Genomic DNA, 25,157 nt, shown 5'->3' with positions numbered 1-25,157 from the left:
CGGTAGGTTATGGTGGTTTTCACCCAACCCCGCATTCGAAGGGCGATCTCCCCATGGCTACACGCGTCACAGCGGCAGTGTTTCTCGCCGTCACGGGACTTCTCGCAGGCTGTGGCGCGACCACCGAGCCCACGGCGAAGGCCGCGGCGGCGGGCGAGCCGATCGTCGGCGGCACGCTGACCTACCTCGAGCACCAGCCGCCGACCTGCCTCTATCTGCCGGCGGCGGGCTTCTATCCCAACGGTGGACTGCTCAACCAGCTCACCGACAAGCTGACCTGGCAGAACCCCGAGACGCTGGAGATCGAGCCGTGGATCGCCACCAAGTGGGAGATCAACAAGGACGCGACCGAGTACACCTTCCACCTGCGCGACGGCGTGACGTTCAGTGACGGCAGCCCGCTCGACGCGAGCGCCGTGGCCGCCAACTTCGACGTGTACGGCAAGGGCGACACCGAGCTCAAGCTGCCGCCCGCCGAGTTCGTCAACAACTACGAGCGCAGCGAGGTCGTCGATCCCAGGACGGTGAAGTTCCACTTCGGCAAGCCCTCGCCCGGCTTCCTGCAGGGCACCTCGGTGATCGGCGCAGGGCTGGTGTCGAAGAAGACGATCGGCCTGCCGTACGAGCAGCAGTGCCAGCTCAAGAACGTCGTCGGCTCGGGACCCTTCACCGTGGCCGACCAGATCGTGGACAAGGAGATCGACCTCAAGGCGCGCAAGGACTACAACTGGGCGCCGCCGTCGTCCAAGCACCAGGGGCGCGCCTACCTCGACGAGATCAAGATCATCGTCACGCCCGAGGACAACGTCCGCGTGGGCGCGCTCACCAGCGGGCAGGCCGACTTCGTCCGCTACGTGCAGGCCTACGACGAGCAGACGGTGAAGGGCGCGGGCTTCACGCTCTACGCCGAGCCGACGAGGGGCGTCAACAACGGCCTCTACCTGCGGCCCTCCAACAGCATCCTGAGCGACATCAGGGTACGGAAGGCGCTGCAGAAGGGCACCGACGTCAAGGAGGTCGTGGACACGCTGTTCACGCCCAGCTATCCCCAGGCCACCTCGGTGCTCAGTCACCTCGCTCAGGGCTACGTCGACCTGTCGAAGGAGCTCGCCTTCGACCCCGCGGGCGCCGGCGCGCTGCTCGACGAGGCCGGATGGAAGCGCGGCGCCGACGGGATCCGCGAGAAGGACGGCGCCAAGCTCCAGCTCGGCGTCTTCGTCTCGCTGCCGCAGCCGCTGTCGAAGCAGACGCTCGAACTCGTCGCCCAGCAGTGGGCTGAGCTCGGGGTGAAGCTGGAGGTGCGCCCCGGTGACGCGGGCACGCTCGCGGTCGACATCAAGAACGCGGAGAAGACCGCCGTCAGCCACAGCATGGTCGGCCGCGCCGACCAGGACGTCATCAAGAGCCAGTTCCACAGCAAGAACCGCGACGTCATCCTCTCCCAGGACGACAAGCTCGACCGGCTGCTCGAGGAGGAGTCGGCGCTGGCCGTCCCCGCCGAGCGCAACGCGAAGGTCGCCGAGATCCAGCGCTACCTCGTGGAGCAGGGCTACGCGATCCCGCTGTTCGAGGAGCCCCAGGTGTACGGTGGCGCGCCCAACGTCCACGGCGTCGCCTTCGAGGCGGTCGGCAGGCCGAGCTTCTACTCGGTGTGGAAGTCATGAGAAAGGCAGGGCAGGCGGCCCTCGTCCTGTGGGCCGCCTTCACCGCCTCCTACGTCCTGCTGCAACTCCTGCCCGGCGACGCGATCCTGATCAAGTTCCAGAACCCCGAGCTCGGCCTGTCACCCGAGCAGATCGCCCAGATCAGGGAGTACTACGGCACCGACGGCCCGGCCGCCTACCTGCACACGCTGCTCGGATTCCTGCGCGGCGACTTCGGCTACTCGATCGACACCGGCACGCCCGTCGTCGAACGGCTGGCCGAGGCGCTGCCGGAGACGGCCAAGCTGGCCGGGCTCGGCTTCGCGCTCGCGATCGTGCTGGCCGTGCTGATCGCGTTCGCCTCCGGCAACCGCCTGCTGGCCTGGCTCAGGGAGGTGCCCTCCCTGTTCGTCGCGGTCCCGGTGTTCTGGGTGGGCATCCTGCTGATCCAGCTGTTCTCCTTCAGGCTGAAGCTGGTGCCGGTCATCGGCGGCACCGAGGCGCAGCAGCTCATCCTTCCCGTGCTCACGCTGGCCGTCCCGATCTCCGCGCCGATCGCCCAGGTGCTCGCGCGCGGCATCGACCACGTGTCCACGCAGCCGTTCGTGCAGGTGGTGGCCGCCAAGGGCGCCTCCCGCCGGTGGATCCTCTGGCGGCACGTGGCCCGCAACGCGATGCTGCCCACGCTGACGATGGCGGGGCTGACGTTCGGCGAGCTGATCGCGGGCTCGGTCATCACCGAGACCGTGTTCGGCAGGAACGGCGTCGGCAGGCTCACCGAGCAGGCCGTCAGCGCCCAGGACACGCCCGTCCTGCTCGCCGTCGTGGTGCTGGCCGCGACCGTGTTCGTGCTGGTCAACCTGATCGTCGACCTGCTCTTCCCGATCCTTGATCCGAGGCTCAGATGATCAAATGGCTGATTGTCGCCCTCGTCCTGCTCTGGGCGGCGGTGCCGGGACTGTTCACCGGCTACGACCCGATCGCGGGCGTGCCCGCCGAGAAGCTCCTGGCGCCGAGCGCGGAGCACTGGTTCGGCACGGACGCCGTCGGGCGCGACCTGTTCGCCCGCGTCGTCCACGGGGCGGTGCACTCGCTGTCGGGCGCGTTCGTCGCCGTCGCGGTCGGGCTCGTGCTCGGCACGCTGCTCGGCCTGCTCGCCGGCTCGCTCGGCGGCCTGGCGGACACGCTCGTCATGCGCGTCGTCGACGTGCTGCTGTCGGTGCCCGGCCTGCTGCTCGCGCTGACCGTCATCATCCTGCTGGGCCCCGGCACGGTGAACGTCGCCCTCGCCGTCGGCATCGGCTCCGTCGCGACCTTCGCCCGCCTGGCCCGCTCCGAGGTCGTCAAGACCAGGAGAACCGACTACGTGGAGGCCGCCTTCGGCAGCGGAGGGCGCTTCCTTCCCGTCCTGTGGCGGCACGTGCTGCCCAACTCGCTCGGCCCCGTCATCGCGCTGGCGGCCCTGCAGTTCGGCGTGGCCATCCTGGCCATCTCCACGCTCGGCTTCCTCGGGTACGGCGCCGCGCCGCCCACCCCCGAGTGGGGCCTGCTCATCTCGGAGGGCCGCAACTACCTGGCGACCGCCTGGTGGCTGACCACGCTGCCCGGAGCGGTCGTCGTGGCCGTGGTGCTCGCCGCCGGCCGTATCAGCAGGAGGATCGATGAGCTTGCTCGACGTGCGTGACCTGGTGGTCTCCTACGCGGAGCCGGGCAGCCGGCGGCGACAGGGCAGGCGCCGTACGGTCCACGGCGTCTCCTTCACCGTCGAGCCGGGCGAGGTCGTCGCGGTGGTCGGCGACTCAGGCTCGGGCAAGACGACCACCGCGCACGCCATCCTCGGCCTGCACCCCGCCGACAGCGGGCAGATCCTGCTGAACGGCACCGACATCGCCGGCTGGTCGCCCAGGCGCATGGAATCGGTGCGCGGCGCGCAGATCGGCCTGGTGCCACAGGATCCCGGCAACTCGCTCAACCCCGTCAAGACCGTCGGCGCGCAGATCGGCGAGACGCTCCGCATCCACCGGCGCGGCGACCGCGGGATGATCAGGAGCCGCGTCGCCGAGCTCCTGGTCAGAGTCGGCCTCACCGAGGCGCACGCCGCGCGCTACCCGCACGAGCTGTCCGGCGGCATGCGCCAGCGCGTCCTCATCGCCGCGGCGATCGCGCTGCGCCCGCAGCTCGTCATCGCCGACGAGCCGACCAGCGCCCTCGACGCCACCGTGCAGCGGCGCATCCTCGACCTCATCGACGACCTGCGGGCGGAGTTCGGCACGGCCGTGCTGCTCGTCACCCACGACCTCGCCGTGGCCGCCGGCCGTTCCGACAAGGTCGTGGTGATGCGGGAAGGCCGCGTCGAGGAGCAGGGGCCCGCCTCGACGCTCGCCTACACCCGGCGCGTGCTCACGAAGGAGGAGCGGCCGTTCAGGGCGGCCGACCCGACGGCGCCCGTGGCCGTCGAGGCCAGGGACCTGGTGAAGGAGTACGGCGGCTTCCGCGCGGTCGACGGCGTCTCCTTCGAGGTACGGCAGGGCACCACCCACGCGCTGGTGGGGGAGTCGGGCTCGGGCAAGACCACCACCGCCCGCATGATCGCCAGGTTCGTCACGCCGAGCTCGGGCGAGGCCACGCTCGCCGGGGCGCCCGCGCACGGCCGCGACTTCCGCAAGCACGTCCAGCTCGTCTACCAGAACCCCTACGCCTCGCTCGACCCCCGCCAGACCGTCCGGCGCATCATCGAGGAGCCGCTGCGCAACTTCGCGATCGACGGCTCGGCCGCCGACCTGCTCGACCGCGTGGGGCTGCCCGCCGACCTGCTCTCCCGCAGGCCGCGCGAGCTGTCGGGCGGCCAGCGGCAGAGGGTGGCGATCGCCAGGGCGCTGGCCGTCTCGCCCCGGCTGCTCGTCCTCGACGAGGCCGTCTCCGCGCTGGATGTCAGCGCGCAGGGACAGATCCTCGACCTGCTGGAGAGCCTGCAGCGCGACCTGGGCATCACCTACCTGTTCATCTCCCACGACCTGAAGGTCGTGCGGCAGATCTCGCACACCGTTTCCGTCATGAACAAGGGAAAGATCGTGGAAACCGGAACGACAGAGGAGGTCTTCACCAGACCTCTGCACGACTACACCCGCGAGCTGCTCGCGGCGATCCCGGAGCCGGTCCGATGAGCCGGAAGAGGCTGGGTTTCTTCACCCGCCTGCTCGACCAGGCCACCGCCGCCGAGAGGTACGAGCTGGCCGCCGAGCAGATCGCGCACGCCGAGGCGCACGGGTTCGACTCGGCATGGGTGGCCCAGCACCACTTCAGCGAGAGCGAGGGCGGGCTGCCCGCGCCCCTGGTCTTCCTGGCCGGCGTCGCCGCCAGGACCAGCCGCATCAGGCTCGGCACCGGCATCATCACGCTGCCGCTCGAACACCCCGTGCGGGTCGCCGAGGACACCGCCGTCCTCGACCTGCTGTCCGGCGGCCGCCTCGAAGTCGGCGTCGGCAGCGGAGGGACCGCCTCGTCCTTCGCCGCCTTCGGCCACGACAGCGCCGCCCGCTCCGCCATCTACGCCGAGCACCTCGCGGTCCTGGTCAACGCCTGGTCGGGCGGCGACCTGGGCGGCGGCAACCACCTCTACCCCGCCGCGCCCCGGCTGCTCGGCGCGATCTGGGAGGCGACGTTCTCCGTCGGCGGCGGCGAGCGGGCGGGGCGCGCGGGCAACGGCCTGATGCTGTCGCGGACGCAGCCGCGCGCCGAGGGCGTCACGCTGGCCGAGGTGCAGAAGCCGATCGTGGACGCCTACTACGAGAACCTCCCCTCCGGTACGGCGCCGCGCATCGTCGCCTCCCGCACCGCGTTCGTCGCCGACTCCAGGCAGGAGGCGCTGCGCCACGCCGAGGAGGGGATCGCGCGCGCCTCCCGCCAGTCGCCCGAACTGGCGGCGTTCCTGCGGGCCGACACGCACGTGGGCACGCCGGACGAGGTGATCGCGAGCCTGCGGGCCGACCGGACCCTCGACAGGGTGACCGACCTGGTCTTCCAGGTGCACTCGGCGGACCCGCCGCACCCGCTCATCCTCCGCTCGATCGAGCTGCTGGCCACCAAGGTCGCGCCCGCGCTCGGCTGGACCCCTTCGGAGAAGGCATGACCGACATCATCGACCAGCTGGCGGGCATCGCCCCAGGCTCGCGGCTCGACGTGCTGCGCAGGCGGCGGCCGGACGCCCGCGAGCACGCGCAGCGCACCTACGAGGCGCTGTTCGTGCCGTCCTTCGAGCTGCCAGGACAGGCGGGCGGGACATCGCTCGGGCGAGGGGTGAGCGACGTCGGGCTGGAGGAGGTGACGCAGGCCGAACGGCACGCGGTCGCCGCCTTCGTCGCGGGCCTGCACCGCCAGGAGGCCGCTGCCGCGCTCTACGCCGCTCCGCTCGACCCCGACCTGGCCAAGCGGATCCACGTCCAGGCCGAGGCGGCGCGGACGGCGGGTCCCTACGGCCGCTACCGGGAGGCCGAACTGGCCCACGAGAGCGTCGAAGGCCCCCGCTACAGGGCCGAGGGGATCGACGGCAGGCTGGCCGCCGCGCTGGAGCACGCCCACCTGCTGGTGTTCCGTCCGCGGGAGGCGAGCCCCGAGGCGCTGGCCGAGCTGCGCGACGCGGGCTGGTCCATCACGGGGATCGTCACGCTCTCGCAACTGGTCGCCTTCCTCACCTATCAGATCCGTGTCGTCACCGCGTTGGGAGCGCTCGCGTGAAGTTCACCCAGGACCAGCTCGGCTGGAAGCCGTGGATCGAGCCGCTGGCCGAGGACGAGTTGTCGGAGGAGCACGAGGAGGCGCTGGTCGACAGGGCGCGGGCCGCCTCGCCGTACTTCAGGCTGCTCGCCCGCGACCCGCGCGTCCTGCACTCGCGCACCAGGACCGACAACGACATCTTCTACAACGCCGACGGCGGCCTGCCCCGCGCCGAGCGGGAGCTGGCGGCCACGGCGACCTCCCGCGCCAACGGGTGCGTCTTCTGCGCCTCCGTCCACGCCCGCTTCGCCTCCCACTACTCCAAGCGCGAGCAGGACGTCCAGCGGCTGCTGGACGAGGGCGTGCGGGCCGAGCAGGATGATCGCTGGCGGGCGATCGTCGACGCCTCCGCAGCGCTCACCGAAACCCCTCCTCGGGCCGACGTCGCGGCCCTGCGCGAGCAGGGGCTCGACGACCTGGCCATCAGCGACGCGCTACACGCGGCCGCCTTCTTCAACTGGGCCAACCGGCTCATGCTTTCCCTGGGAGAACCCGATGAGTCTTGATCACCTGGTGTACGCCGTTCCCGATCTGCTGAAGGGGGTGGCCGACTTCGCCGAGCGGACGGGGGTCGCCCCCGTGAAGGGCGGCTCGCATCCCGGCGGCACCGCCAACTACCTGGTCGGCCTGGGCCCGACGGCCTATCTGGAGATCATCGGCCCTGACCCGGACGTCGAGGACGCCAGGCCGAGGGCGTTCGGGCTGGAGTCGCTGACCGAGGCGCGGCTCGCCGGTTGGGCGATCCACCCTGACGACATCGACAGGACGGTCGAGCTGGCGCGAGAGCGGGGTTACGACCCCGGCGAGGTGCAGCCGCTGTCGCGGCGCAAGCCCGACGGGACGTTGCTGGAGTGGCGCCTGACCCGGTTCGACAACCCGGCGGCCGTCAGGCCGGTGCCGTTCCTCATCGACTGGGGGAGCACGCAGCATCCCGCCGCCTCGGGGTTGCCGCAGCTGACGCTGGCGTCGTTCGCGGCCGTCACACCTGACGTCGCGAGCCTGCGGGCCGAGCTCGACGCGGTCGGCGCCACCATCGACGTGGAGGAGGGCCGACAGGTGGGGCTGCGGGCCGTCCTGGACACGCCGAAGGGGAAGGTGACGCTGGCTTGACATCCTCCCCCTGCGATGCGGATCAGGAAAGGTCACTGCACCGCTCGGGCCTTGACGGCCCTCCCGAGCTCCCGATTCCTCCCCAAGGCTGAAGCCCGCGGTCTCCTCGGGTGATGAGCGGCCCATATCGCCGGAGCTGCAGGCGGGCGTGCTCGGCAGCTGTGTCACCCACGTCCTCCTGATCATGCAGGACATCAAGGGCCAGGTGGTGCGGGCGAGCCTGCCCCCTCGGGTGGACGGTTCTCGGTGATCCAGTCGTCGATGGCCTCCCACTGGTCGTAGAGCCACCTGATGCGGTCCTGACGTGAGGCGGGGATCTCGGCGGCGGGCACCCGCCACCAGTGCGCCCTGATGCGGGCGCTCACCGGCAGCCTTCGCCACACGTCGCCGATCGTGACGAGGTCGTCCAGCCCGGTGTGCGCGACGAACACCACGTCGGCCTCCGGGCACGCCTCGATCGCGGCGATCGCTCCGCCCGGCCGGGGCGGCAGCAGGTGGTCCAGGGCGCTGGCCCGCTTGGCCTCCTCCTGCAGCCCCTTCTCCTCCAGCCGCCTGATCGCCGTCCTGCGGCGGCGCGGGGTGAAGTTGCCGCCCTCGGGGAAGATCACCAGGGCGTCGTCGGCGTCCATCGTGGCCGACAGGCGCCGGATCTCCTCGATGATCCCGCTCTCGGCGGTTCTGCGGGGCACGAAGGCGTTGGGCAGGCGGTTGATGACCACGTCGAGCGACGGGTCCAGCTGTAGGGCCGCCTTCATGACGATCCTGGGCCGCCGGCCGTAGAGGTGGAGCAGGTGGTGGACCAGCAGGAAGGAGTCGCCTGGGCCGGCGTGCCGCGACAGCACGATCACGGGGCGGGCCCGCCGTACGTCGCCGGGCGGTTCGTCGATCTCCACGCTGAGCCGGAAGACGCGCACCGCCACGCCGTACATATGGGAGAGGAACCAGCGGATCAGCTGGTAGTGGCGCTCCTGGTGCCGGTCACGGTGCAGGCGCCCGCCGAAGCCGCTGGCCACCCACAGCCCCAGGCACGCCACCAGCACCCCGCACTCCAGCACCAGCCACGTCACCCCGAACCACAGGAAGCGGACCCCGCGCCGCTGCGGCGGCGGCAGCCGCATCGAGGCGGCGGTGACGACGACCAGCCACAGCGGCAGGGTGACGACGGCCGCCACGGCCAGCACGATCACCAGCGGGACGAGCACGAGCCTGCGGACGATGCGAGGAGGCACACCTCATCGGATCACGCCCGCGAGGTAGCGGGAAGAGGCCGCGTAGGCCCGGTCGATGGAACCGGAGATCTGCGACAGATCCCGGTAGCGCAGCGGGGAGATGGGCGTGTCGAGTCCCGTGGGCAGCACGTGCACCTCCACCGAGCCGGGCAGCGAGGCCATCTCCTCGGCGAAACGGTGCCTGCGCGCGATCTCGAAGGCCACCATCCCCACCTCCCACGGCCGCCTGGGCGCCGACAGCGGCTGTTCGATCCTGCCCACCTGCAGCACGAACACCCTGCGCGCCCCCAGCTGCACGGCCCTGCCGACGGGGATGCTGTGCACGAGACCGCCGTCGAAGAAGTGCTCGTCGCCGATCCGCACCGGCGGCAGCAACCCCGGTACGGCACAGCTGGCCAGCACCGCGTCGACCAGCGGCCCCTCGGCGAACCAGCGGGCGCTGGCCTGCTCGATCGAGGCCGCCACGCACTGGAAGCGGACCGGCAGCTCCTCGATGAGCTCCACACCGACCAGCTCGGTCAGCAACCGCCTGAGCGGCCCGATCGGGTGCAGGTGCGTGCCGGTCCTGGCCAGCGTGGACAGCCGCTGCACCCACGAGCCCGCGAACGCGGTGCGCGCCACGTCCGAGCGCCACAGGGTCGTCAACCGCTTCACGGCGTCGGAGGGCGAGGCGGACATGAGCACCCCGTTGAGCGCGCCCACGGACGTGCCGACGATCAGGTCGGGTCTGATCCCCGCCTCGTCGAGGGCTCGCAACATGCCGACCTCATGCGCGCCGAGCACGCCTCCGCCACCGAGCACGAACGCTGTCTCCACAACCTCGTATCATCGCCTAGCTCGGTACCGTCTGGCTCCAGGCGGGCTGTTGTCCGTAGAGTTCTCGGAAGGAGGGTGGCGTCCGCGATGATAAAGCTGCTTGTCGTACTGCTGGTGATCATCATGGTGGTGCTCGTGCTCATGATGATCAGAAGGCGCCCCTCGCCGCCCGCGCGGCCGCAGCGGGAGAGCCCGCGCGAGATCCTCCAACGCCGCTACGCGGCGGGCGAGATCGACGAGGACGAGTACCTGCGCCGCATGTCAGGCCTCAACCAGGACTGGTGAGCGCGCCTGCCGGCCGGTCGGCGGCCGTCTCGGGACGACGAGGTCAGCGATACCTGATGACGCTGAAGACGCGCAGCCCGATGCCCACAGCGGCCCCGAGGCAGCAGGTCCACAGCGGGCCCGCGTAGTCGAACGCGCCCTCGGCGGGGCGGACGCGGATCCGGTCGTCGGGGTCGTAGGCCACCACGATCCGCTCGCCGACCTTGCCCGCGGCCCCGCCGGTGGTCATCGTCCCGATCCCAGGCGCGACGCAGTCGAGCCGGTGGTCGTAGACGGTGCGGGTGTGCCAGGTGGTGTGGCCGTCGCCGTCCGTGGTGGTGTACTGCTCCACGCGCGAGTCGATGGCGACGATCGCGCACGACGTCGTCTGGCCGCGCTGGGCGAGCACCAGGGCGTCCGCCACCCTGCCCGCCGCGAACAGGGCGATGCCGAGCGCGATGAACGATCCGAAGAACACGACGACCTGCGAGAAGTACAGGCTGGTGAAGACGATGAGCGCCATGGCGGCGAGGGTCATGGCCAGCCGCAGGAGCACGCCCACCCAATTGTCGAGCCACGAAGGGCCGTAGGCGTTCAGCATGCTCGCCCCGAAGTACAGCCCGATGCCCGCGAGGGGGGCGGCCACCGCCATCAGCATCCCCCGCGCCGGCGAGTCGAGCCGTCGTCTCGCCCACGGTCGCGGCCGCACGAAGCCTCCTCCCGCCGTGTTCGGTCCCCACCATGATTGCCGAACCGGGCGTGCGGGACCACCCGATCGGGAAGACGGCGACGGGCCCTGCCCCGAGGCGCGGGCCCGTACGCGCGGTCAGGGGATCAGCAGCAGCTTGCCCGTCGTACGGCGGGCCTGCAGGTCCTCGTGCGCTCGCGCCGCCTCGGCCAGCGGGTAGCGCTCGGAGATGTTGATCGTCAGCTCGCCCGCCGCGAGCCAGCCGAACATGTCGGCCGCCCGCCACAGCAGCTCGTCGCGCTCGGCGATGAAGTGGACGAGCGACGGCCTGGTCAGGTAGAGCGAGCCGCTCCTGTTCAGCACCTGCGGGTCCATCGGCGGCACCGGGCCGCTCGCGGCGCCGTACAGGACCATGAGGCCGCGCCTGCGCAGCGAGGCCAGGCTGCCGTCGAAGGTGGTGGCGCCCACCCCGTCGTAGACGACGTCCACGCCCGCAGGGACGGCCTCGCGGACCGCGTCGGCGAAGCCGTCGTAGCGGAACACCTGGTCCGCCCCCGCCTCGCGGGCCAGCTTCTCCTTGGCGTCGGAGGAGACGGTGGCCAGCACCGTGGCGCCCTTCAGCTTGCCGATCTGGGTGAGCAGCTGGCCCATGCCGCCGGCAGCGGCGTGCACGAGCATGACGTCGCCGGCCTTCAGCTCGTACACCGAATGCGTGAGGAAGTGCGCGGTCATCCCCTGCAGCATCGCGGCGGCGGCCAGCTCGGCCGGCACGCCCGAGGGGACGGGCACCACCTTGGAGGCGGGCACCACGGCCTTCTCGGCGTAACTTCCGAGCACGTTCACCCACGCGACGGTGTCGCCGACCGCCACGTCCTCCACTCCCTCTCCCACGGCGGCGACGGTGCCCGCGCCCTCGGAGCCGATCGGGGACGGCAGGTCGAGGGGGTAGGTGCCGGCGCGGTGGTAGACGTCGATGAAGTTGACGCCGCTCGCGGCGACGTCGATCAGCACCTCGCCGGGGCCGGGCACCGGGTCGGGGTGCTCGGCGTACTCGAGCACCTCGGGACCGCCCTGAGCGTTGATCACAATGGCATGCATGGCTCCAGTCTCCACCGGGCGCCTCTGAAGCGTTCGCGCAGGGTCCTGTCGTGCGAGACCACCACCAGGGCGCCCCGGTAGGCGTCCATGGCGCGCTCCAGTTCCTCCACCAGCGTCAGCGACAGGTGGTTGGTCGGCTCGTCGAGCAGCAGCAGGTCGTGCTCGTCGGCCAGCAGCCTGGCCAGCGCGAGCCGCCGCTGCTGCCCGACCGACAGCTCGCCGACCTTCACGCCGAGCGTGTCGGGCCTGAACAACCCGGTCGCCAGCAGGCTCGCACGGTGCTCGTCGGGGTAGCCGGGCCTGCCCTCGGCGTACCGGGCGAGGACCGTGCGGTCCTGTCCCGTGAGGTCGACCTCCTGCGGCAGGTGCCCCACCCTGCCCAGGGCGTGCGCGGCCAGCTTCCTGAGGAGCGTGGACTTGCCCGCGCCGTTGGGGCCGTGGACCAGCAGCCTGTCGCCCGACCTGATCGTGAGCTCGGGCAGCTCGACCAGCGTGCGGCCGGACGCCTCGCCGGTGAAGGCGCCGGCGAACCGCAGCGGCTCCGGTGGCCGGGGCACGGGATCCTCCTCCAGACGGCGCAGCCGTTCCTGCGCGTTGCGCACCCGGCTCGCCACCGAGCTCTGCACCCTGCCCGCGTTGCGGTCGTAGGCCATCTTGTTGTTGTCCTTCATGGCCCTGCCCGCCGCCACCCTGTGCGCGGTCGTCGCGGCGAACTCCCTGACCTGGCCGACCTCCTCCAGCCACGCGGCGTAGGACTGCTCCCAGCGTTGCCTGGCCGCGGCCTTGTCGGCGAGGAAGCCGCTGTAGCCGCCGCCGAAGCGGGTCACCCCGCCCGCGTCCACCTCGATGATCGCGCTCGCCACCCTGTCGAGGAACGCGCGGTCGTGGGAGACGGCGACGACCGTGCCCCTGTGCTCGCGCAGCCGTTCCTCCAGCCACGCGGTCGAGGCCGCATCCAGGTGGTTGGTCGGCTCGTCGAGCAACATCACCTCGGGTGCCGCGGCGAGCAGGCAGGCCAGGCCGAGCCGCGCCTGCTCGCCGCCGGACAGCGAGTCGAGCCTGCGGTTCTTTCCCAGGTGGCCCAGGCCCAGCCCGTGCAGGGACTTGTCGACGCTGGCGTCGGCCTCGTAGCCGCCGCGCGCCTCGAAGGCGGTCAGCAGCTCGCCGTAGCGGGCCATGTCCCCTGCCTCGGCGGCGGCCTGCATCGCGCGCTCCATCTCCCGCAGGTCCGCGAGCGCGGCGTCGATCGCCTGCTGGACGGAGTGGTCGCCGGGGAGGTCGAGCCGCTGGGCGAGATGCCCCGCGCCGGTGCTGATCACCCTTCCCTCGTCGGGCCTGTCGATTCCCGCCATGATCCGCAGCAGCGTGGACTTGCCCGAGCCGTTCTCTCCGACGACGCCCACGCGCTCTCCGGGCCGTACGGCCAGCGAGACGTGATCGAGGACGAGCCGGTCGCCGTATGACTTGCTGATTCCGTGAAGGCTGAGCTGAGTAGTCATCGCAACTATAGTTGCATTAAAGCCGTCACTAACGCAACTGGAGTAGACTTTGGAGCGACCCGGAGGGCGCAGCGCAAGGGTCCGCGACGCTGTACGGCAGGCGACGCTCGCCGAACTCGCCGAGCACGGCTACCAGGGCCTGACCGTGGAGAACGTCGCCACCAGATCGGGCGTGCACAAGACCACGGTCTACCGCAGGTGGACGAGTGTGGAGGGCCTGATCGCCGACGCGCTGGAGTTGGCGTCGGGGGAGCCGTGGCCGATCCCCGACACCGGCACGGTCGACGGCGACCTGCGGGAGATCACCCGGCTGGTGCGGAACGGGATGGACCCCGTCGCCACGGCGTTCGTCGCGGCCGGCATGCAGAACGAGGCCGCCGCCACGGCACTGACCGGCTTCTACACCGCCCGCCACACCCAGTCGGCCGCCGTCGTGCGAAGGGCGGTCGAGCGCGGCGAACTGCCCGCGGACGTCGACGCCGAAGAGGTGATCAGGGTGGCCGTGGCCCCGCTGTACTACCGGTTGTTCGTCACCCACGAACCCGTCAGCGAGCGCGACGCCGACAGGGCCGCCGACACGGCGCTGGCCGCCGCCCGAGCAGGAGTGCTCTAGGGCTGCGGCCTGACGCCGCGCATCTCGAAGTCGTCGTAGACGACCTTGAGCGGGCTGGCGCTGCCCTTCGGCACCCGGGCGAACAGGCCGATGGTGCCGCTCGGCAGGCCGACGGGGTCGTCCACCTGGTGGACCCGCTTGCCGTTGACCCACATGGACAGCCGCGTGGCGCCGTCATCCTGCTCGCAGGAGACCTGGATGTGGTTGCTCTCCCTGGCGTTGAACCCGTCGAGCTTGACGGGGGCGGCCATGTTGCCGCCCGCCTTGTCGGCGATGCGGCGGACCCTGGTGGTGCCCGAGGTGTCGAGGGTGAACTCGTAGAAGGTGCCGTCGCCGTCGCCCCTGCACCACAGGCCGAACTCGCCGCGGCCCGACTTCACCTTGGCGACGACCCCGACGAGCAGGGACGAGGGCATCAGCGGAGTGGGCGTGGCCGAGGGATCGGGCGTGGCGGGCTTCTCGGTGACGAACGGCACAGGAGCCGTGGCCCATCGCTCCTCGTTGTACTCGCCCGCGTCGAGACCGTAGGTGAAGTCGGAGGTGATGTAGCCGTAGCTGTTGTCGGCCTCCGCGTCGTAGGTGCCGCCCCAGCCGCTCGAGGTCGAGGTGAAGTCGTCGGAGAAGAGCGAGGGCAGCTCGGGAGGCCCGCTCGGCAGCAGCGCCCACACCCCCGCCGCCGCCCCCACCGCCAGCGCCGCCGCCACGGCGATCCCCGCCACCAGCCTGCCCCTCTTCCTCGGCAGAGAAGCGGCGTAGGGGGTCGTGGCGCCCTCCTGCCAGGCCACCTGGACCGTGTGCACGGCCTGCTCGGGCGCGGCCTGGCGACCGATCAGGTGGTCGAGGATCTGCTGCGCCGTCGGGCGCCGCGCCGGATCCTTCGCCAGCGCGGCCGCCACCAGCTCCCGCAGTCCGGGCTCGAGCCCGTCGAGCGAGGGCTCGGTGTTGAGCACCTGGTAGATGATCGCGGGCAGGGTCTCGCCGGGGAAGGGCGCCCGCCCCGACGCCGCGAACGCCATCAGGCAGCCCCACGAGAACACGTCGCACGCCGGAGAGACGGGCTCGCCGCGCAGCACCTCCGGCGCCATGTACCGGGGCGTGCCGATCAGCTCACCGGTGCCGGTCACGCCGCCGATCTCGTCGAGCGCCCTGGCGATGCCGAAGTCGATCACGCGCGGGCCGATGGGGGACAGCAGCACGTTGGACGGCTTGAGATCCCTGTGCACCACACCTGCGGCGTGGATCGCGGTGAGGGCCGTAGCCACGCTCACCGCCAGCGCGTCGAGGCTCGACCCCTTCAGCGGGCCCGACTGCCTGACCGCCTCCTCCAGGTTCGGCCCCGGCACGTACTCGGTCACCACGTAGAGCTGGTCGCCGTCGAGCGCCGCCTCCAGCACCGCGGCCGTGCAGAACCTGCGAACCCTGCGCGCCGCGTCGGCCTCTCTCCTGAAGCGCATCCTGAACTGCTCGTGCTGGCTGAGCTCCGGATTGATCACCTTGATCGCGACGCGCTGGCCCGTGGCGTCCTCGGCCAGATGGACCGTGCCCATGCCGCCCCTGCCGAGCATGTCCAACAGCCTGTAGCGTCCGATCTGGTTCACGACGGGTCAGCTTAGCGACATCGCGTGCAGATCGGGCAGTCCCGCTGAGGGTGAAACGACCAGCACCTTGCAGCCCGCGGCGGTGGCGGCGGCGATCCCCGTGGGGCTGTCCTCGACGGCGACGCAGCGGCGCGGGTCGGCCTCCAGCAGCCTGGCCGCCTCCAGGTACGGGTCGGGGTGCGGCTTGCCGCGCGGAGTGTCCTCGGCGGCGAGGACGACCGCGAAACTGTGGCCGAGCGAGGGCAGCACCAGCTCCACGATCGAGCGGGGGGAGGCGCTGACCAGGGCGGTGGGGATGGCCTGCGTCGTGAGCGCCTGAAGGAGCTCGGCGGCGCCGGGGATGACGCGTACCCCCTGCCTGATGCGGTCGGCGAACGACTCGGTGAGCCGCTCGGCGACCGCCTCCACCGCGTCGGAGGCCGGGGGCGTGAGCAGATGGGCGGCCGTGTCCTCGACCGTGCGGCCGAGGACGTACGGCTCGTCGGCGGGGCCGAGTGTGCGCCCGAGCGAGGCGGCCACGTCGGCCGTGGCCTCCCACCACAGGCCCTCGGTGTCCACGAGCGTGCCGTCCATGTCGAACAGGACGGCGTCGGGAACGGGATCGCCGGGAACGGGGTCGCCGGGAACGGCGGCGAGCGCGATCACGTCAGGCGGGACTGAGCCGGGTGAGGTCGAGCCGGACGGGACGGAGCCGGACGGGAGGGAGTCAGGCGGCACCCGCGGGGTCCTTCGCCGGAGTGGGCACGGGCGTGGCGGTGCTGCGCGGCGCGACCAGGACGGGCCGCTCGACCAGGCGGACGGACACGCGGGTGCCGGGCGCCAGCCGTACCGCCTCGTGCCCTGGCACGTCGGCGAGGACCTCGCCGCCCTCCATGGACAGCCGCAGCCTGACCGAGGCGCCGCGGAAGGAGGCGGCGATCACCTCGGCCCGCCCCTCGTCCGAGGGGGTGACGAGCACGGCCTCCGGCCTGATGAGGACGTCGACGTCCAGGCCCTCCGCGGTCCCGTCGACCGGCAGGAGCTGGCCGAACACCGTCACCTGCTCGCCGGAGACGCGCCCCGGCAGGTGGTTCATGGTGCCGACGAACTCGGCCACGAACGGCGTGGCCGGCCGGTCGTAGACCTCGGCGGGCGTGCCGCACTGCTCGAGACGCCCGTTCCTCAGAACGGCGACGCGGTCGGCGACCGACAGCGCCTCCTCCTGGTCGTGCGTCACGAAGATCGTGGTGATCCCCAGGTCGAGCTGCAGGCGCCGGATCTCCTCCCTGAGGGCCACGCGGACCTTGGCGTCCAGCGCGGACAGCGGCTCGTCGAGCAGCAGCACCCGCGGCGACAGCGCGAGCGCGCGGGCCAGGGCGACGCGCTGCTGCTGGCCGCCCGACAGCTGGTGCGGGTAGCGGTCGGCGTGCGAGGGCAGGCCGACCAGCTCCAGCAGCTCCAGCGCCCGCGCCCGGCGGGCGGCCTGCGGGGTCTTGCGGACCCGCAGGCCGAAAGCGACGTTCTCGGCCGCGTTGAGGTTGGGGAACAGCGAGTAGGACTGGAACACCATGCCCGCGTCACGCTTGTTGGCGGGCACGCCCGTGATGTCCTTGCCGTCCACCAGCACCGCGCCCTCGTCGGGACGCTCGAACCCCGCCACGCAGCGCAGCGCGGTCGTCTTGCCGCAGCCCGACGGGCCGAGCAGGGCGACCAGCTCGCCGGGCTCGATCGTGAGGTCGAATCCGTCGAGCGCGACCGTCTTGCCGAACACGCGGCGCAGGCCCTTGAACTCCAACCGGGCGGTCATTGGCCCTTCTTTCGTGAAACACCGGACACGGTGAGCAGCAGCAGCCAGGTCAGCAGGAGGCTGAGCACGGAGACGGCGACCGACAACTGCCCCTTGGACCCCGAGATCGTGACGATCCAGACGGCGAACGGCTGGTAGCCGAGGATGCTGGCCACCGTGTACTCGCCCAGCACCAGGGCCAGGGTCAGGAAGGCGGCGCTGGCCAGCGCCGAACGCAGGTTGGGGACGATCACCCTGAACATCACGTGCGGCCATGACGCGCCCAGGTTGCGGGCCGCCTCGACCAGCGTCCGCACGTCCATCGTGCGCAACCCGGCGTCCAGCGAACGGTAGACGAAGGGCAGCACGAGCATGACGTAGACGAACACGAGCACGAGCGGGAAATCCTGGTTCTGGACCGCGTTGAGCGTGGCCCAGAACGGCGTCGGCGCGAGCACCTCGCCGCCGACCTGGAGCGACCTGCTCACTCCCGCGACGAACGTGATCGGCGGCACCACCAGCGGCAGCGTGCAGATCACCTCCATGACGGGCCGCAGCCCCGGTACGGCCAGCCGTACCGCGATCATCGCGGGCAGCGTGAGCAGCAGCACGAGCACGATCGTGGCCGCGGCCAGCCCGAGGGAGAGCAGCAGGCTGGGCAGGAAGCCCTCGGCCGTCCACAGCTCCACGTAGGGGGCGAACGACACGCCTGTGGTCTCGTTGTAGATCGTGAACCAGAAGGACGCGGCGAGCGGGACGAGGAAGTACAGGGCCGCCAGCGCGAAGACGAACCCTCGCCAGAGACGGGGCCTGCCCTGGCGGGCCGGCGCGGCAGGGGCGGCCTCGGGGACCGGCGCGACGGGCGCGAGCGTGGTCATGCCGTCGACCTCACTGGAGCCATCGGGTGCTCCTCCTCTGCAGTGGCAGGTAGATCGCCATGACCAGCGCGGCGACCAGGACCATGTCCAGGCTGAGCGCGAGGCCGATGTTCTCGAAGCCGGTCTGCACGTCGCCGGAGAGGGCGGCGGCGATCTTCAGGGTGACCAGCGGCAGCACGGTGCCCGCGCCCATCGCCGACGCGGTGGCGTACGCGGCGAACGCCGAGCCGAACAGCAGCACCACGCCGCCGAGCAGCCCAGGGGTCAGCACCGGCAGGGCCACGTATCGCCAGTACTGCCAGGTCGTGGCGCCGTTGTTGGCGGCCGCCTCGCGCCACTGCGGGCGCAGGCCGTCCAGGGCCGGCGCGATGACCAGCACCATGAGCGGCACCGAGAAGTACAGGTAGACCAGCGCCAGGCCCCAGAAGGTGAACAGCGTGCCCGAGGGCAGGCCCAGCAGCCCGCTGATCACGCCCGAGTTGCCGAGTGTGGCCACCCAGAAGAAGGCCAGCGGAACGCCGCCGAAGTTGGCCAGCACGCCCGAAGCGGTCAGCACGGACTCCCGCAGCGCGGTGGAGCGCGAGGTGACCACGGCCTGGGCGAGGAACGTGCCCAGCACCGCGCCCAGCACCGCCACCACGGCCGACAGCTTCACGCTGTTGGCGAGCGCGAGCAGGTAGCCGCCCTGCAGGGTGAGCGCCAGGTTGCCGAACCCCGGCGAGCCCTCCACGGTGAAGGCCCCCGCCACCATGGCGATGGCGGGGATCCCGAAGGCCAGCGCGACGAAGGCGAGCAGCGGCAGCGCGCCGAGAGTGCGCCTCATCAGCCCGCGACAGCCGCGTCCCAGGTCTTGGCCAGGTCGTCCTTGGCCTTGGTGACCTGGTCCTCGGTCGGGAACTTGGCCTCACCCTCGACCGGCGGCAGCTTGTCGGCCAGCGCCTTGTCGATGGTGCCGTCGGCGGTCATCGAGGGCATCAGCACCGGGCGGGCGCCGCCCTTGAGCCACAGGTTCTGGCCCTCGGCGCTGTAGAGGAACTCCATCCACAGCCGCGCGGCGGCGGGGTGCGGAGCGTCCTTGTTGATCGCCTGCACGTAGTACTGGGCGTAGACGCCGTCGGACGGCACAGCCACCTGGAAGTCGAGGCCCTTGGGCAGGAACTGCTCGCGGTACCCGGCGTTGAGGTAGTCCCAGTCGATGCTGATGGGCGTCTCGCCCTTCTCGACCGTGGCGGGCGTGGACTCGACAGGGTTGTAGTTGCCGACGTCCTTCAGCTTCTTGAAGAACTGCACGCCAGGGGCGATGTCGTCGAGCGAGCCGCCCTGGGACAGCGAGGCCGCCCACACGCCGGCGAAGGCCGAGCCCGACTTGTTCGGGTTGCCGTTCAGCGCGACCTTGCCCTTGTACTCGGGCTTGAGCAGGTCGGCGAAGGTCTTGGGGCAGGTGCCGATCTTCTTGGCGTCGCAGCCGATGGAGACGTAGCCGCCGTAGTCGTTGACCCACAGGCCGCTCGGCTCCTTCTGTCCGTCGGGGATCTTGTCCCAGCTCTGCACCTTGTAGGCCGCGTACAGGCCCTCCTTGGCGCCGCTGAAGCCGAAGGCCTGGCCGACGTCCAGCACGTCCGGCGCGCGGTCCTGGCCCTTGCGGGTCTTCACCGCGTTGATCTCGTCGGCGCTGGAGGCGTCCGGATTCTCACTCTCGATCTTGATGCCGTACTTCTCTTCGAACTTCTTGATGATCTCGCCGTAGTTCGCCCAGTCGGGCGGAAGGGCGATGACGTGCAGGTTGCCCTCCTTCTTGGCCGCCTCGACAAGTTTGTCGAGACCGCCGAAGTCGGCGGCAGAGGTCGCCGTCGCGGCGTTCACCCCACCTGTCGTCGTCTGCGTCTGGGTGGTCGGAGCGGCGCCGCACGCCGCGGTCACTACCGTTAGAGCTGCGATCAAGCCTGCGATGCGAGGTGTGGACACGTCGCCTCCACTCTCTGGGGTGTGGCTAAAACCTAGGGGAACTTGTACAAACAAGGCCAGACCCAGTTAGTCGCATAAACGTTGCTTTTTCATGAACAGGAGGGGTCGTGAATGGCCGCGCGCTATGAACACATCGCCGCTGAGCTGCGTGACGAGATTCTCACGGGTGTTCACCCTGTAGGGTCGCAGCTGCCGTCGGAGGCGGAGCTCGCTGCGCGCTATTCGGCGGCCAGAGGGACCGTGCGGCAGGCCGTCGCCGTACTGGCCGCGGAGGGTCTGGTCGGCTCGCGCCAGGGCGCGCGGCGCATCGTGCTGGGCGGGGAGCGCAGCCAGAGCTTCGCCGAGCTGCACAGCTTCGCCCAGTGGGCCAGGTCCAAGGGGCACACGGTGGGCGGCGAGGTGCTCGGCCAGCGCCGCCGCAGGGCGGGCCCCGCCGAGTCGGTCAGGCTCAGCACCGCCGAGGTGCTCGAGGTGCTCAGGCTGCGCACGCTGGAGGGCGAGCCCGTGCTGCTGGAGCGGACCGTCTACGCCTCGTGGATCGCCTCCGCCGTCGAGGCGCTGCCGCCCGACTGCGAGTCGGTCACCCAGGCGCTCTACGACAGGGTCGGCCTGGTCTTCGCCTACGGCGAGCACCTCATCGACGCGGTGGCGGCCGGCACCGAGGATGCCCGCCTGCTCGGGGTCAGGCGCGGCAGCCCGCTCCTGCGCCAGCGCAGGATCACCACCACGCAGGAGGGCCGCCCCGTCGAGTGGTCCGACGACCGCTACAGGGCGGGCAGCGTGGCCTTCAGCATCCGCAACTCGATCGGCGCGAACCCGCTCACGCGGCTTGCACTCCCATGACTTCGAACATATGCTCGAAGTAGCGCCCGACTTCCCCCGGGTGGCTCAGCAACAGACCCAGAGCCACGGGGAGAAGAAGCGTCTTGAGCAGACTCTACGGCGATCCGATAGAGGTGTGGACCCGAGAGGGCCAGCCGACCCAGTTCGTCTGGCGCGATCGGCTCTACCTCGTTCGTCGCGTCCTCGACCAGTGGGTGGTGTCCCGCGAATGGTGGAAGACCACCGAAGGCGACCCGGGCGAGCGCCAGTTCTGGCGCGTCGAGGCCAGTCCCGGCCGTGAGCTCGGCTCCTACGAGCTGCGCTTCGACACCGCCAGCGGGGGCTGGCTGCTGCTGAGGGCGTGGGACTGATGCTCTCCTTCCCGCACCTGCACGTGAGCTCCGCCTACTCGATGCGGTACGGCACCGCCTTCCCCCAGGCCCTGGTACGGCGGGCGGCCGAGCACGGGATGGACATCCTCGCGCTGACCGACCGCGACGGTCTCTACGGGGCGCTCAAGCACGCCCAGGCCTGCATGGACGCGAGGATCTCGCCGGTGTTCGGCGTCGACTTCGCGCTCGACGCGTCCGCCGCGTCCGACCTCGTTCCACCGCGCGACCCGGCCGCCTACGGGCCGCTGTCCGGCTCGCACCGCCCCGCCACGCCCGGCGGGTCCGGCGGTCGCGGGTCCGGCGGTCGCGGGTTCGGCTCCGGTCCGCGGGAGGCGCGCCCGCGGACCGGAGCCGACGCCGAGGACAGGGTCACCGTGCTGGCCCGCTCCGGCGGGTGGTCCCGGCTGTGCCGCCTGGTCACCGCCGCCCACTACGCAGGCGCCCGCGGCGAGCCGAAGGTGACCCGCGACCTGGTCGGCGAATGGGCCGCCGGCGCCGGCACCCCCGCTCCGGGCCCCGCGGGACGTCCGGGCGGAAGGGAGAGGGGCGGGGCGTTCGGCCCGGACGACGGGCTGGTCGTGCTGCTCGGGCCGAGATCCGACGTGGGCCGCGCGGTGGCCGCCAGGCGCGACGAGCAGGCAAGGGCGCTGCTGGACCTCTGGCGTTCCCGGGTGCGCGGCGTGGTGATCGAGCTGGTCGACCAGTACGGCTACCGCGACGCCACCACCGCCGTCCGCATGCTCTCCCTCGCCGAGGAGTTCGGCGTGCCCGCCGTGCTCACGAACGCGGCCAGGTACCTCGACCCCGCCGACCACCAGGTGGGCGACGTGCTCGACGCGGCCCGCCAGCTCGTCCCCCTGCATCCCCGGCACCTGGACAGGAGCACCTCCCACGCCTACCTCAAGAGCGGCGACGAGATGCGCAGGGTCGCCCACAAGATCTGCGGCGGCGACCAGGGGCGCGCCAACCGGCTCCTGTACACCACGCGTGCCCTGGCCGAGGCGTGCGTGATCGACCCGAGGCGGCTGCTCGCCCTGAGCAGCGACCCTCCCGACCTGCACCTGCCCGAGATCGGCAGGGACCCGGTCCCGCTGCTGCGCCACCGCTGCGAGAACGGGCTCGACGACCGGGGGCTGCGCGGATCGGCGGACGCCCGCGACCGCCTCGAGGCCGAGCTGGCCATCATCGAGAAGAAGCGGCTGTCCGGATACTTCATGGCCGTCGTCGGCATCACCGACCGGATCCGGCAGATGGGCATCCGCTGCGCCATCCGTGGCTCGGGGGCGGGCAGCCTGGTCAACTACCTCATCGGCATCGGCGAGGTGAATCCGCTCCACCACGGCCTGCTCATGGAACGCTTCCTGTCCGAGGGCCGCATCGGCCTGCCCGACATCGACATCGACGTGGAGTCCGCCCGCCGCCTCGACTGCTACAAGGCGATCTACGACATGTACGGCGAGTCGCGCGTGGCCTGCGTGTCCATGATGGAGACCTACCGGGCCCGCAGCGCCCTGCGGGACGTGGGCGGTGCGATGGGCCTGCCGCCGCACGAGATCGACGCCATCGCCAAGGCGTTCCCGCACATCCGCGCCCGCCAGATCACCGCCTCGCTGAAGGACCTGCCCGAGCTGCGTGAGAGCAGGCTCGACGAGGCGGGGCTCGGCAGGGTGTTCCAGCTCGCGGAGAAGCTCGACGGGCTGCCCAGGCACATCGCGCTGCACCCGTGCGGGGTGCTGGTCGGCAACTCGGGTCTGCGCGACCGCACCCCCGTGGAGCGCAGCGCCCTCGACTTCCCCATGTCGCAGTTCGACAAGGACGACGTGGAGGAGGCGGGGCTGCTCAAGCTCGACGTGCTCGGCGTGCGGATGCAGTCGGCGATGGCCTACACGCTGACCGAGATCAAGCGGGTCGACGACGTCGACGTCGAACTCGACGCCGTCCCGCAGGACGACGAGCGGACCTACGACATGATCTGCGCCAGCCGTACGCTCGGCTGCTTCCAGATCGAGTCGCCAGGCCAGCGCGAGCTGGTCGCCAAACTCGAACCCCGCACGATGGACGACCTGATCGTCGACATCTCGCTGTTCAGGCCTGGCCCCGTCAACTCCGACATGGTCACCCCCTACCTGGAGTCGCGGCACGGCTGGCGGGCCGCCTCCTACCCGCACCCCCGCCTGCGCGCGGCCCTCGCCGAGACCAACGGGGTCGTCGTCTTCCACGAACAGGTCCTGAAGATCATCGACGCCATGACCGGCGCCGGGCTGTCCGAGGCGGAGAAGATACGGCGCAGCCTCGGCGACCCCGTCCGCCGCGAGGCCTCGCGGCGGTGGTTCCTCGCGAACGTGCTGCCCGACTACGACCAGGCGACGGTCGAGCGGGCCTGGCAGGTGCTCGACGCCTTCGGCGCCTTCGGGTTCTGCAAGGCGCACGCGGCGGCGTTCGCGCTGCCCACCTACCAGTCGGCCTGGCTCAAGCGGCACCACGCCGCCGCCTTCTTCGCGGGTGTGCTCACCCACGAGCCCGGCATGTACCCGCAGCGGGTGATCATCGACGAGGCCCGGCAGTGCGGGGTGACGATCCTTCCCCTGGACGTCAACAAGTCGGCCAAGCACTGGACCGTCGAACGCGTCGGCCCGCCGCCGCTGCGCGTCAGCGTCCAGCCCTCCTCCCTGGAAGGGGTCGACTACCGGCGGCGGGTGCGCGACTTCAAGGCCGAGGAGCTCGGCCGGGGATACGGCCTGCGTGTGCCGTTCTCCGCGGTCAAGGGAGTGAGCGAGGCGGAGGTCGACAGGATGGTGGCGGGCCGGCCCTACACCTCGCTCGCCGACTTCTGGGACAGGGCCAGGCCCTCGCGTCCGGTCATCGAACGGCTGGTCCAGGTGGGCGGCTTCGACGCGCTCCACTCGCTGCGGCCCGGCGGTCCGCGCTGGCGGCCAGGGGAGCTGACAAGGCGCGACCTGATCGCCCAGGTGGGGGTGCTGGAGCGGGCCTCGGTCTCGGGCGTCAAGGCGAGCCCCCCTGCTCGCAAGGGCTACAGCCCGTCACCGCCTCCCGGGCAGGCGCGCTCCAGGGACGACTCCACCGGGTCCCCCGGCCGGACGGGTTCCGACTTCCCCGGCCGCTCGGGATCCGGTTTCTCGGGCGGGTCGGAGTCCGGTTTCTCGGGCGGGTCGGGATCCGGTTTCTCGGGCAGGGCTGGGTCCGACGGGAGCCGCGCGTCCTCGCCGCCACGTCAGGGGAGGTCGTCGCGCCACCAGGGGAAGGCGCCGGCGAGAGGCGGAACGGCCACGACCGCCGCGGCCGAGGAGCCGCGGATGGACGAGCCGCTTGCCGTACAGCTGCCCCTGGGGTTCGCCGAACGCATCGAGCCAGGCGAGTTGCCGGAGATGACGGAGACCGAGATGGTCGAGGCCGAGCTGGAGATCCTCGGCATCGACGTCAGCCGACACGTGATGAGCTTCCACGACACGCTGCTCGACGCCATCGGGGTGGTGCGTTCCAAGGACCTGCTCGCCCAGCGCAACGGCGCGGAGGTCCTGGTGGCGGGCGTCAAGGTCGCCACCCAGACACCTGCGGTGCGGTCGGGTCAGCGGGTCATCTTCACCACCCTCGACGACTCCACGGGACCTGTCGACCTGACCTTCTTCGAGTCGGTGCAGGGCAGGTGCGCCTCGACGGTGTTCGGGTCGTGGCTGATGGTCGCCAGGGGAGTGATCCGCCGCACGGGCACCAGGGCGATCTCCATGCGGGCCGTCGACTGCTGGAACCTCGTCGACCTCGACGCCGCGTGGCGTGCGAACGGCCTGGAGGCGGTCCTCGCGCTGCTCGACAGGCGGCGGACCCCCGCGGAGGGCGTCGGCGGGCGCACCATCGAGTACGCCAACGGCTACCGCATCTCGCCGTACTCCGACATCGGCCCCACCCCCGGCGTCGTCACCCCGCCCCGCCGGCTCTGGCACGCCAGCCAGGGCAGCTCCGGCCCCACCCAGGCCGCCTGACCCCCG

The 25,157-nt window shown here is 71.3% G+C and carries 24 protein-coding genes; 13 read left to right on the top strand and 11 right to left on the bottom strand.

Annotated features, from left to right (window positions below; all coding sequences use genetic code 11):
- Nucleotides 1-53 precede the first annotated feature (53 nt).
- The 8 genes from AC3EO4_RS23705 to AC3EO4_RS23670 are packed head-to-tail and all read left to right on the top strand — an operon-like array spanning nt 54 to nt 7,526.
- Complete coding sequence (locus tag AC3EO4_RS23705) at nt 54-1,664, top strand: TIGR04028 family ABC transporter substrate-binding protein (RefSeq protein ID WP_379582952.1); 1,611 nt, start codon at nt 54-56, stop codon at nt 1,662-1,664.
- The gene (locus AC3EO4_RS23700; RefSeq protein WP_379582953.1) at nt 1,661-2,551 is read left to right on the top strand and encodes an ABC transporter permease; all 891 of its coding nucleotides are present in this window, start codon (nt 1,661-1,663) and stop codon (nt 2,549-2,551) included. Before AC3EO4_RS23705 ends, AC3EO4_RS23700 begins: the two co-directional genes overlap by 4 nt.
- The gene (locus AC3EO4_RS23695) at nt 2,548-3,327 is read left to right on the top strand and encodes an ABC transporter permease (protein WP_379582955.1); all 780 of its coding nucleotides are present in this window, start codon (nt 2,548-2,550) and stop codon (nt 3,325-3,327) included. Before AC3EO4_RS23700 ends, AC3EO4_RS23695 begins: the two co-directional genes overlap by 4 nt.
- Nucleotides 3,305-4,807: a dipeptide ABC transporter ATP-binding protein gene (locus AC3EO4_RS23690; protein ID WP_431897802.1), complete on the top strand. Its 1,503-nt coding sequence runs from the start codon at nt 3,305-3,307 to the stop codon at nt 4,805-4,807. Before AC3EO4_RS23695 ends, AC3EO4_RS23690 begins: the two co-directional genes overlap by 23 nt.
- Complete coding sequence (locus tag AC3EO4_RS23685) at nt 4,804-5,772, top strand: putative FMN-dependent luciferase-like monooxygenase (RefSeq protein WP_379582959.1); 969 nt, start codon at nt 4,804-4,806, stop codon at nt 5,770-5,772. Before AC3EO4_RS23690 ends, AC3EO4_RS23685 begins: the two co-directional genes overlap by 4 nt.
- Nucleotides 5,769-6,377 (top strand): CMD domain protein, encoded by a 609-nt coding sequence (locus AC3EO4_RS23680; RefSeq protein ID WP_431897800.1) that lies wholly within the window; start codon nt 5,769-5,771, stop codon nt 6,375-6,377. The genes AC3EO4_RS23685 and AC3EO4_RS23680 overlap by 4 nt, the downstream gene beginning before the upstream one ends.
- Nucleotides 6,374-6,922 (top strand): alkylhydroperoxidase domain protein, encoded by a 549-nt coding sequence (locus AC3EO4_RS23675; RefSeq protein WP_379582963.1) that lies wholly within the window; start codon nt 6,374-6,376, stop codon nt 6,920-6,922. The genes AC3EO4_RS23680 and AC3EO4_RS23675 overlap by 4 nt, the downstream gene beginning before the upstream one ends.
- Nucleotides 6,912-7,526 (top strand): VOC family protein, encoded by a 615-nt coding sequence (locus AC3EO4_RS23670; protein ID WP_431897798.1) that lies wholly within the window; start codon nt 6,912-6,914, stop codon nt 7,524-7,526. Before AC3EO4_RS23675 ends, AC3EO4_RS23670 begins: the two co-directional genes overlap by 11 nt.
- 194 nt (nt 7,527-7,720) lie before the next feature.
- Here the strand turns inward: AC3EO4_RS23670 and AC3EO4_RS23665 are convergent, their stop codons facing one another.
- Nucleotides 7,721-8,755: a 1-acyl-sn-glycerol-3-phosphate acyltransferase gene (locus AC3EO4_RS23665; RefSeq protein ID WP_431897796.1), complete on the bottom strand. Its 1,035-nt coding sequence runs from the start codon at nt 8,753-8,755 to the stop codon at nt 7,721-7,723.
- A 3-nt stretch (nt 8,756-8,758) separates the two neighbouring features.
- A complete protein-coding gene (locus AC3EO4_RS23660; RefSeq protein WP_379582969.1) occupies nt 8,759-9,571 on the bottom strand; it encodes a patatin-like phospholipase family protein in 813 nt (270 codons plus the stop codon).
- Nucleotides 9,572-9,658: 87 nt separating this feature from the next.
- On the opposite strand from AC3EO4_RS23660, the gene AC3EO4_RS23655 reads away from it, so the two are divergent.
- Nucleotides 9,659-9,856 (top strand): SHOCT domain-containing protein, encoded by a 198-nt coding sequence (locus AC3EO4_RS23655; protein WP_379582971.1) that lies wholly within the window; start codon nt 9,659-9,661, stop codon nt 9,854-9,856.
- Between the two features lie 43 nt (nt 9,857-9,899).
- Here the strand turns inward: AC3EO4_RS23655 and AC3EO4_RS23650 are convergent, their stop codons facing one another.
- The 3 genes from AC3EO4_RS23650 to abc-f form a co-directional block, all read right to left on the bottom strand.
- A complete protein-coding gene (locus AC3EO4_RS23650; protein ID WP_379582973.1) occupies nt 9,900-10,544 on the bottom strand; it encodes a hypothetical protein in 645 nt (214 codons plus the stop codon).
- 117 nt (nt 10,545-10,661) lie between these two features.
- Nucleotides 10,662-11,621: a quinone oxidoreductase family protein gene (locus AC3EO4_RS23645; protein ID WP_431897794.1), complete on the bottom strand. Its 960-nt coding sequence runs from the start codon at nt 11,619-11,621 to the stop codon at nt 10,662-10,664.
- Nucleotides 11,606-13,120, bottom strand: a complete 1,515-nt coding sequence (gene abc-f, locus AC3EO4_RS23640; protein ID WP_431897792.1) for a ribosomal protection-like ABC-F family protein — start codon at nt 13,118-13,120, stop codon at nt 11,606-11,608. Before abc-f ends, AC3EO4_RS23645 begins: the two co-directional genes overlap by 16 nt.
- Nucleotides 13,121-13,169: 49 nt before the next feature.
- On the opposite strand from abc-f, the gene AC3EO4_RS23635 reads away from it, so the two are divergent.
- Nucleotides 13,170-13,733, top strand: coding sequence for a TetR/AcrR family transcriptional regulator (locus tag AC3EO4_RS23635; protein WP_379582979.1), 564 nt, complete (start codon nt 13,170-13,172; stop codon nt 13,731-13,733).
- On the opposite strand, the gene AC3EO4_RS23630 is transcribed toward AC3EO4_RS23635, so the two are convergent.
- The 6 genes from AC3EO4_RS23630 to AC3EO4_RS23605 are packed head-to-tail and all read right to left on the bottom strand — an operon-like array spanning nt 13,730 to nt 19,915.
- The gene (locus AC3EO4_RS23630) at nt 13,730-15,331 is read right to left on the bottom strand and encodes a serine/threonine-protein kinase (RefSeq protein WP_431897790.1); all 1,602 of its coding nucleotides are present in this window, start codon (nt 15,329-15,331) and stop codon (nt 13,730-13,732) included. The genes AC3EO4_RS23635 and AC3EO4_RS23630 overlap by 4 nt on opposite strands.
- 6 nt (nt 15,332-15,337) lie before the next feature.
- Nucleotides 15,338-16,048 carry an HAD family hydrolase gene (locus tag AC3EO4_RS23625; protein ID WP_379582983.1) on the bottom strand — a complete coding sequence of 237 codons (711 nt, stop codon included), beginning with the start codon at nt 16,046-16,048 and terminating at the stop codon, nt 15,338-15,340.
- On the bottom strand, nt 16,038-17,117 hold the full coding sequence (locus AC3EO4_RS23620; protein ID WP_431897788.1) for an ABC transporter ATP-binding protein: 1,080 nt from the start codon (nt 17,115-17,117) through the stop codon (nt 16,038-16,040). Before AC3EO4_RS23620 ends, AC3EO4_RS23625 begins: the two co-directional genes overlap by 11 nt.
- The gene (locus tag AC3EO4_RS23615) at nt 17,114-17,974 is read right to left on the bottom strand and encodes an ABC transporter permease (protein ID WP_379582987.1); all 861 of its coding nucleotides are present in this window, start codon (nt 17,972-17,974) and stop codon (nt 17,114-17,116) included. Before AC3EO4_RS23615 ends, AC3EO4_RS23620 begins: the two co-directional genes overlap by 4 nt.
- A 10-nt stretch (nt 17,975-17,984) precedes the next feature.
- Nucleotides 17,985-18,797: an ABC transporter permease gene (locus AC3EO4_RS23610; RefSeq protein WP_379582989.1), complete on the bottom strand. Its 813-nt coding sequence runs from the start codon at nt 18,795-18,797 to the stop codon at nt 17,985-17,987.
- Nucleotides 18,797-19,915, bottom strand: a complete 1,119-nt coding sequence (locus AC3EO4_RS23605; RefSeq protein ID WP_431897786.1) for an ABC transporter substrate-binding protein — start codon at nt 19,913-19,915, stop codon at nt 18,797-18,799. The genes AC3EO4_RS23610 and AC3EO4_RS23605 overlap by 1 nt, the downstream gene beginning before the upstream one ends.
- Before the next feature lie 135 nt (nt 19,916-20,050).
- Between AC3EO4_RS23605 and AC3EO4_RS23600 the strand changes: the two genes are divergently transcribed.
- The 3 genes from AC3EO4_RS23600 to AC3EO4_RS23590 all read left to right on the top strand — a co-directional run bounded on the left by AC3EO4_RS23600 (nt 20,051) and on the right by AC3EO4_RS23590 (nt 25,151).
- Complete coding sequence (locus tag AC3EO4_RS23600; protein WP_379582993.1) at nt 20,051-20,782, top strand: GntR family transcriptional regulator; 732 nt, start codon at nt 20,051-20,053, stop codon at nt 20,780-20,782.
- Between the two features lie 83 nt (nt 20,783-20,865).
- On the top strand, nt 20,866-21,132 hold the full coding sequence (locus tag AC3EO4_RS23595; RefSeq protein ID WP_379582995.1) for a DUF6504 family protein: 267 nt from the start codon (nt 20,866-20,868) through the stop codon (nt 21,130-21,132).
- Nucleotides 21,132-25,151 (top strand): DNA polymerase III subunit alpha, encoded by a 4,020-nt coding sequence (locus AC3EO4_RS23590; RefSeq protein WP_431898011.1) that lies wholly within the window; start codon nt 21,132-21,134, stop codon nt 25,149-25,151. Before AC3EO4_RS23595 ends, AC3EO4_RS23590 begins: the two co-directional genes overlap by 1 nt.
- The last annotated feature ends 6 nt before the right edge of the window (nt 25,152-25,157 follow it).

It is taken from the genome of Nonomuraea sp. bgisy101 (assembly GCF_057708945.1).
The sequence above is the reverse complement of the archived record's forward strand: the minus strand, read 5'-3'. Positions and strand labels throughout refer to the sequence as shown.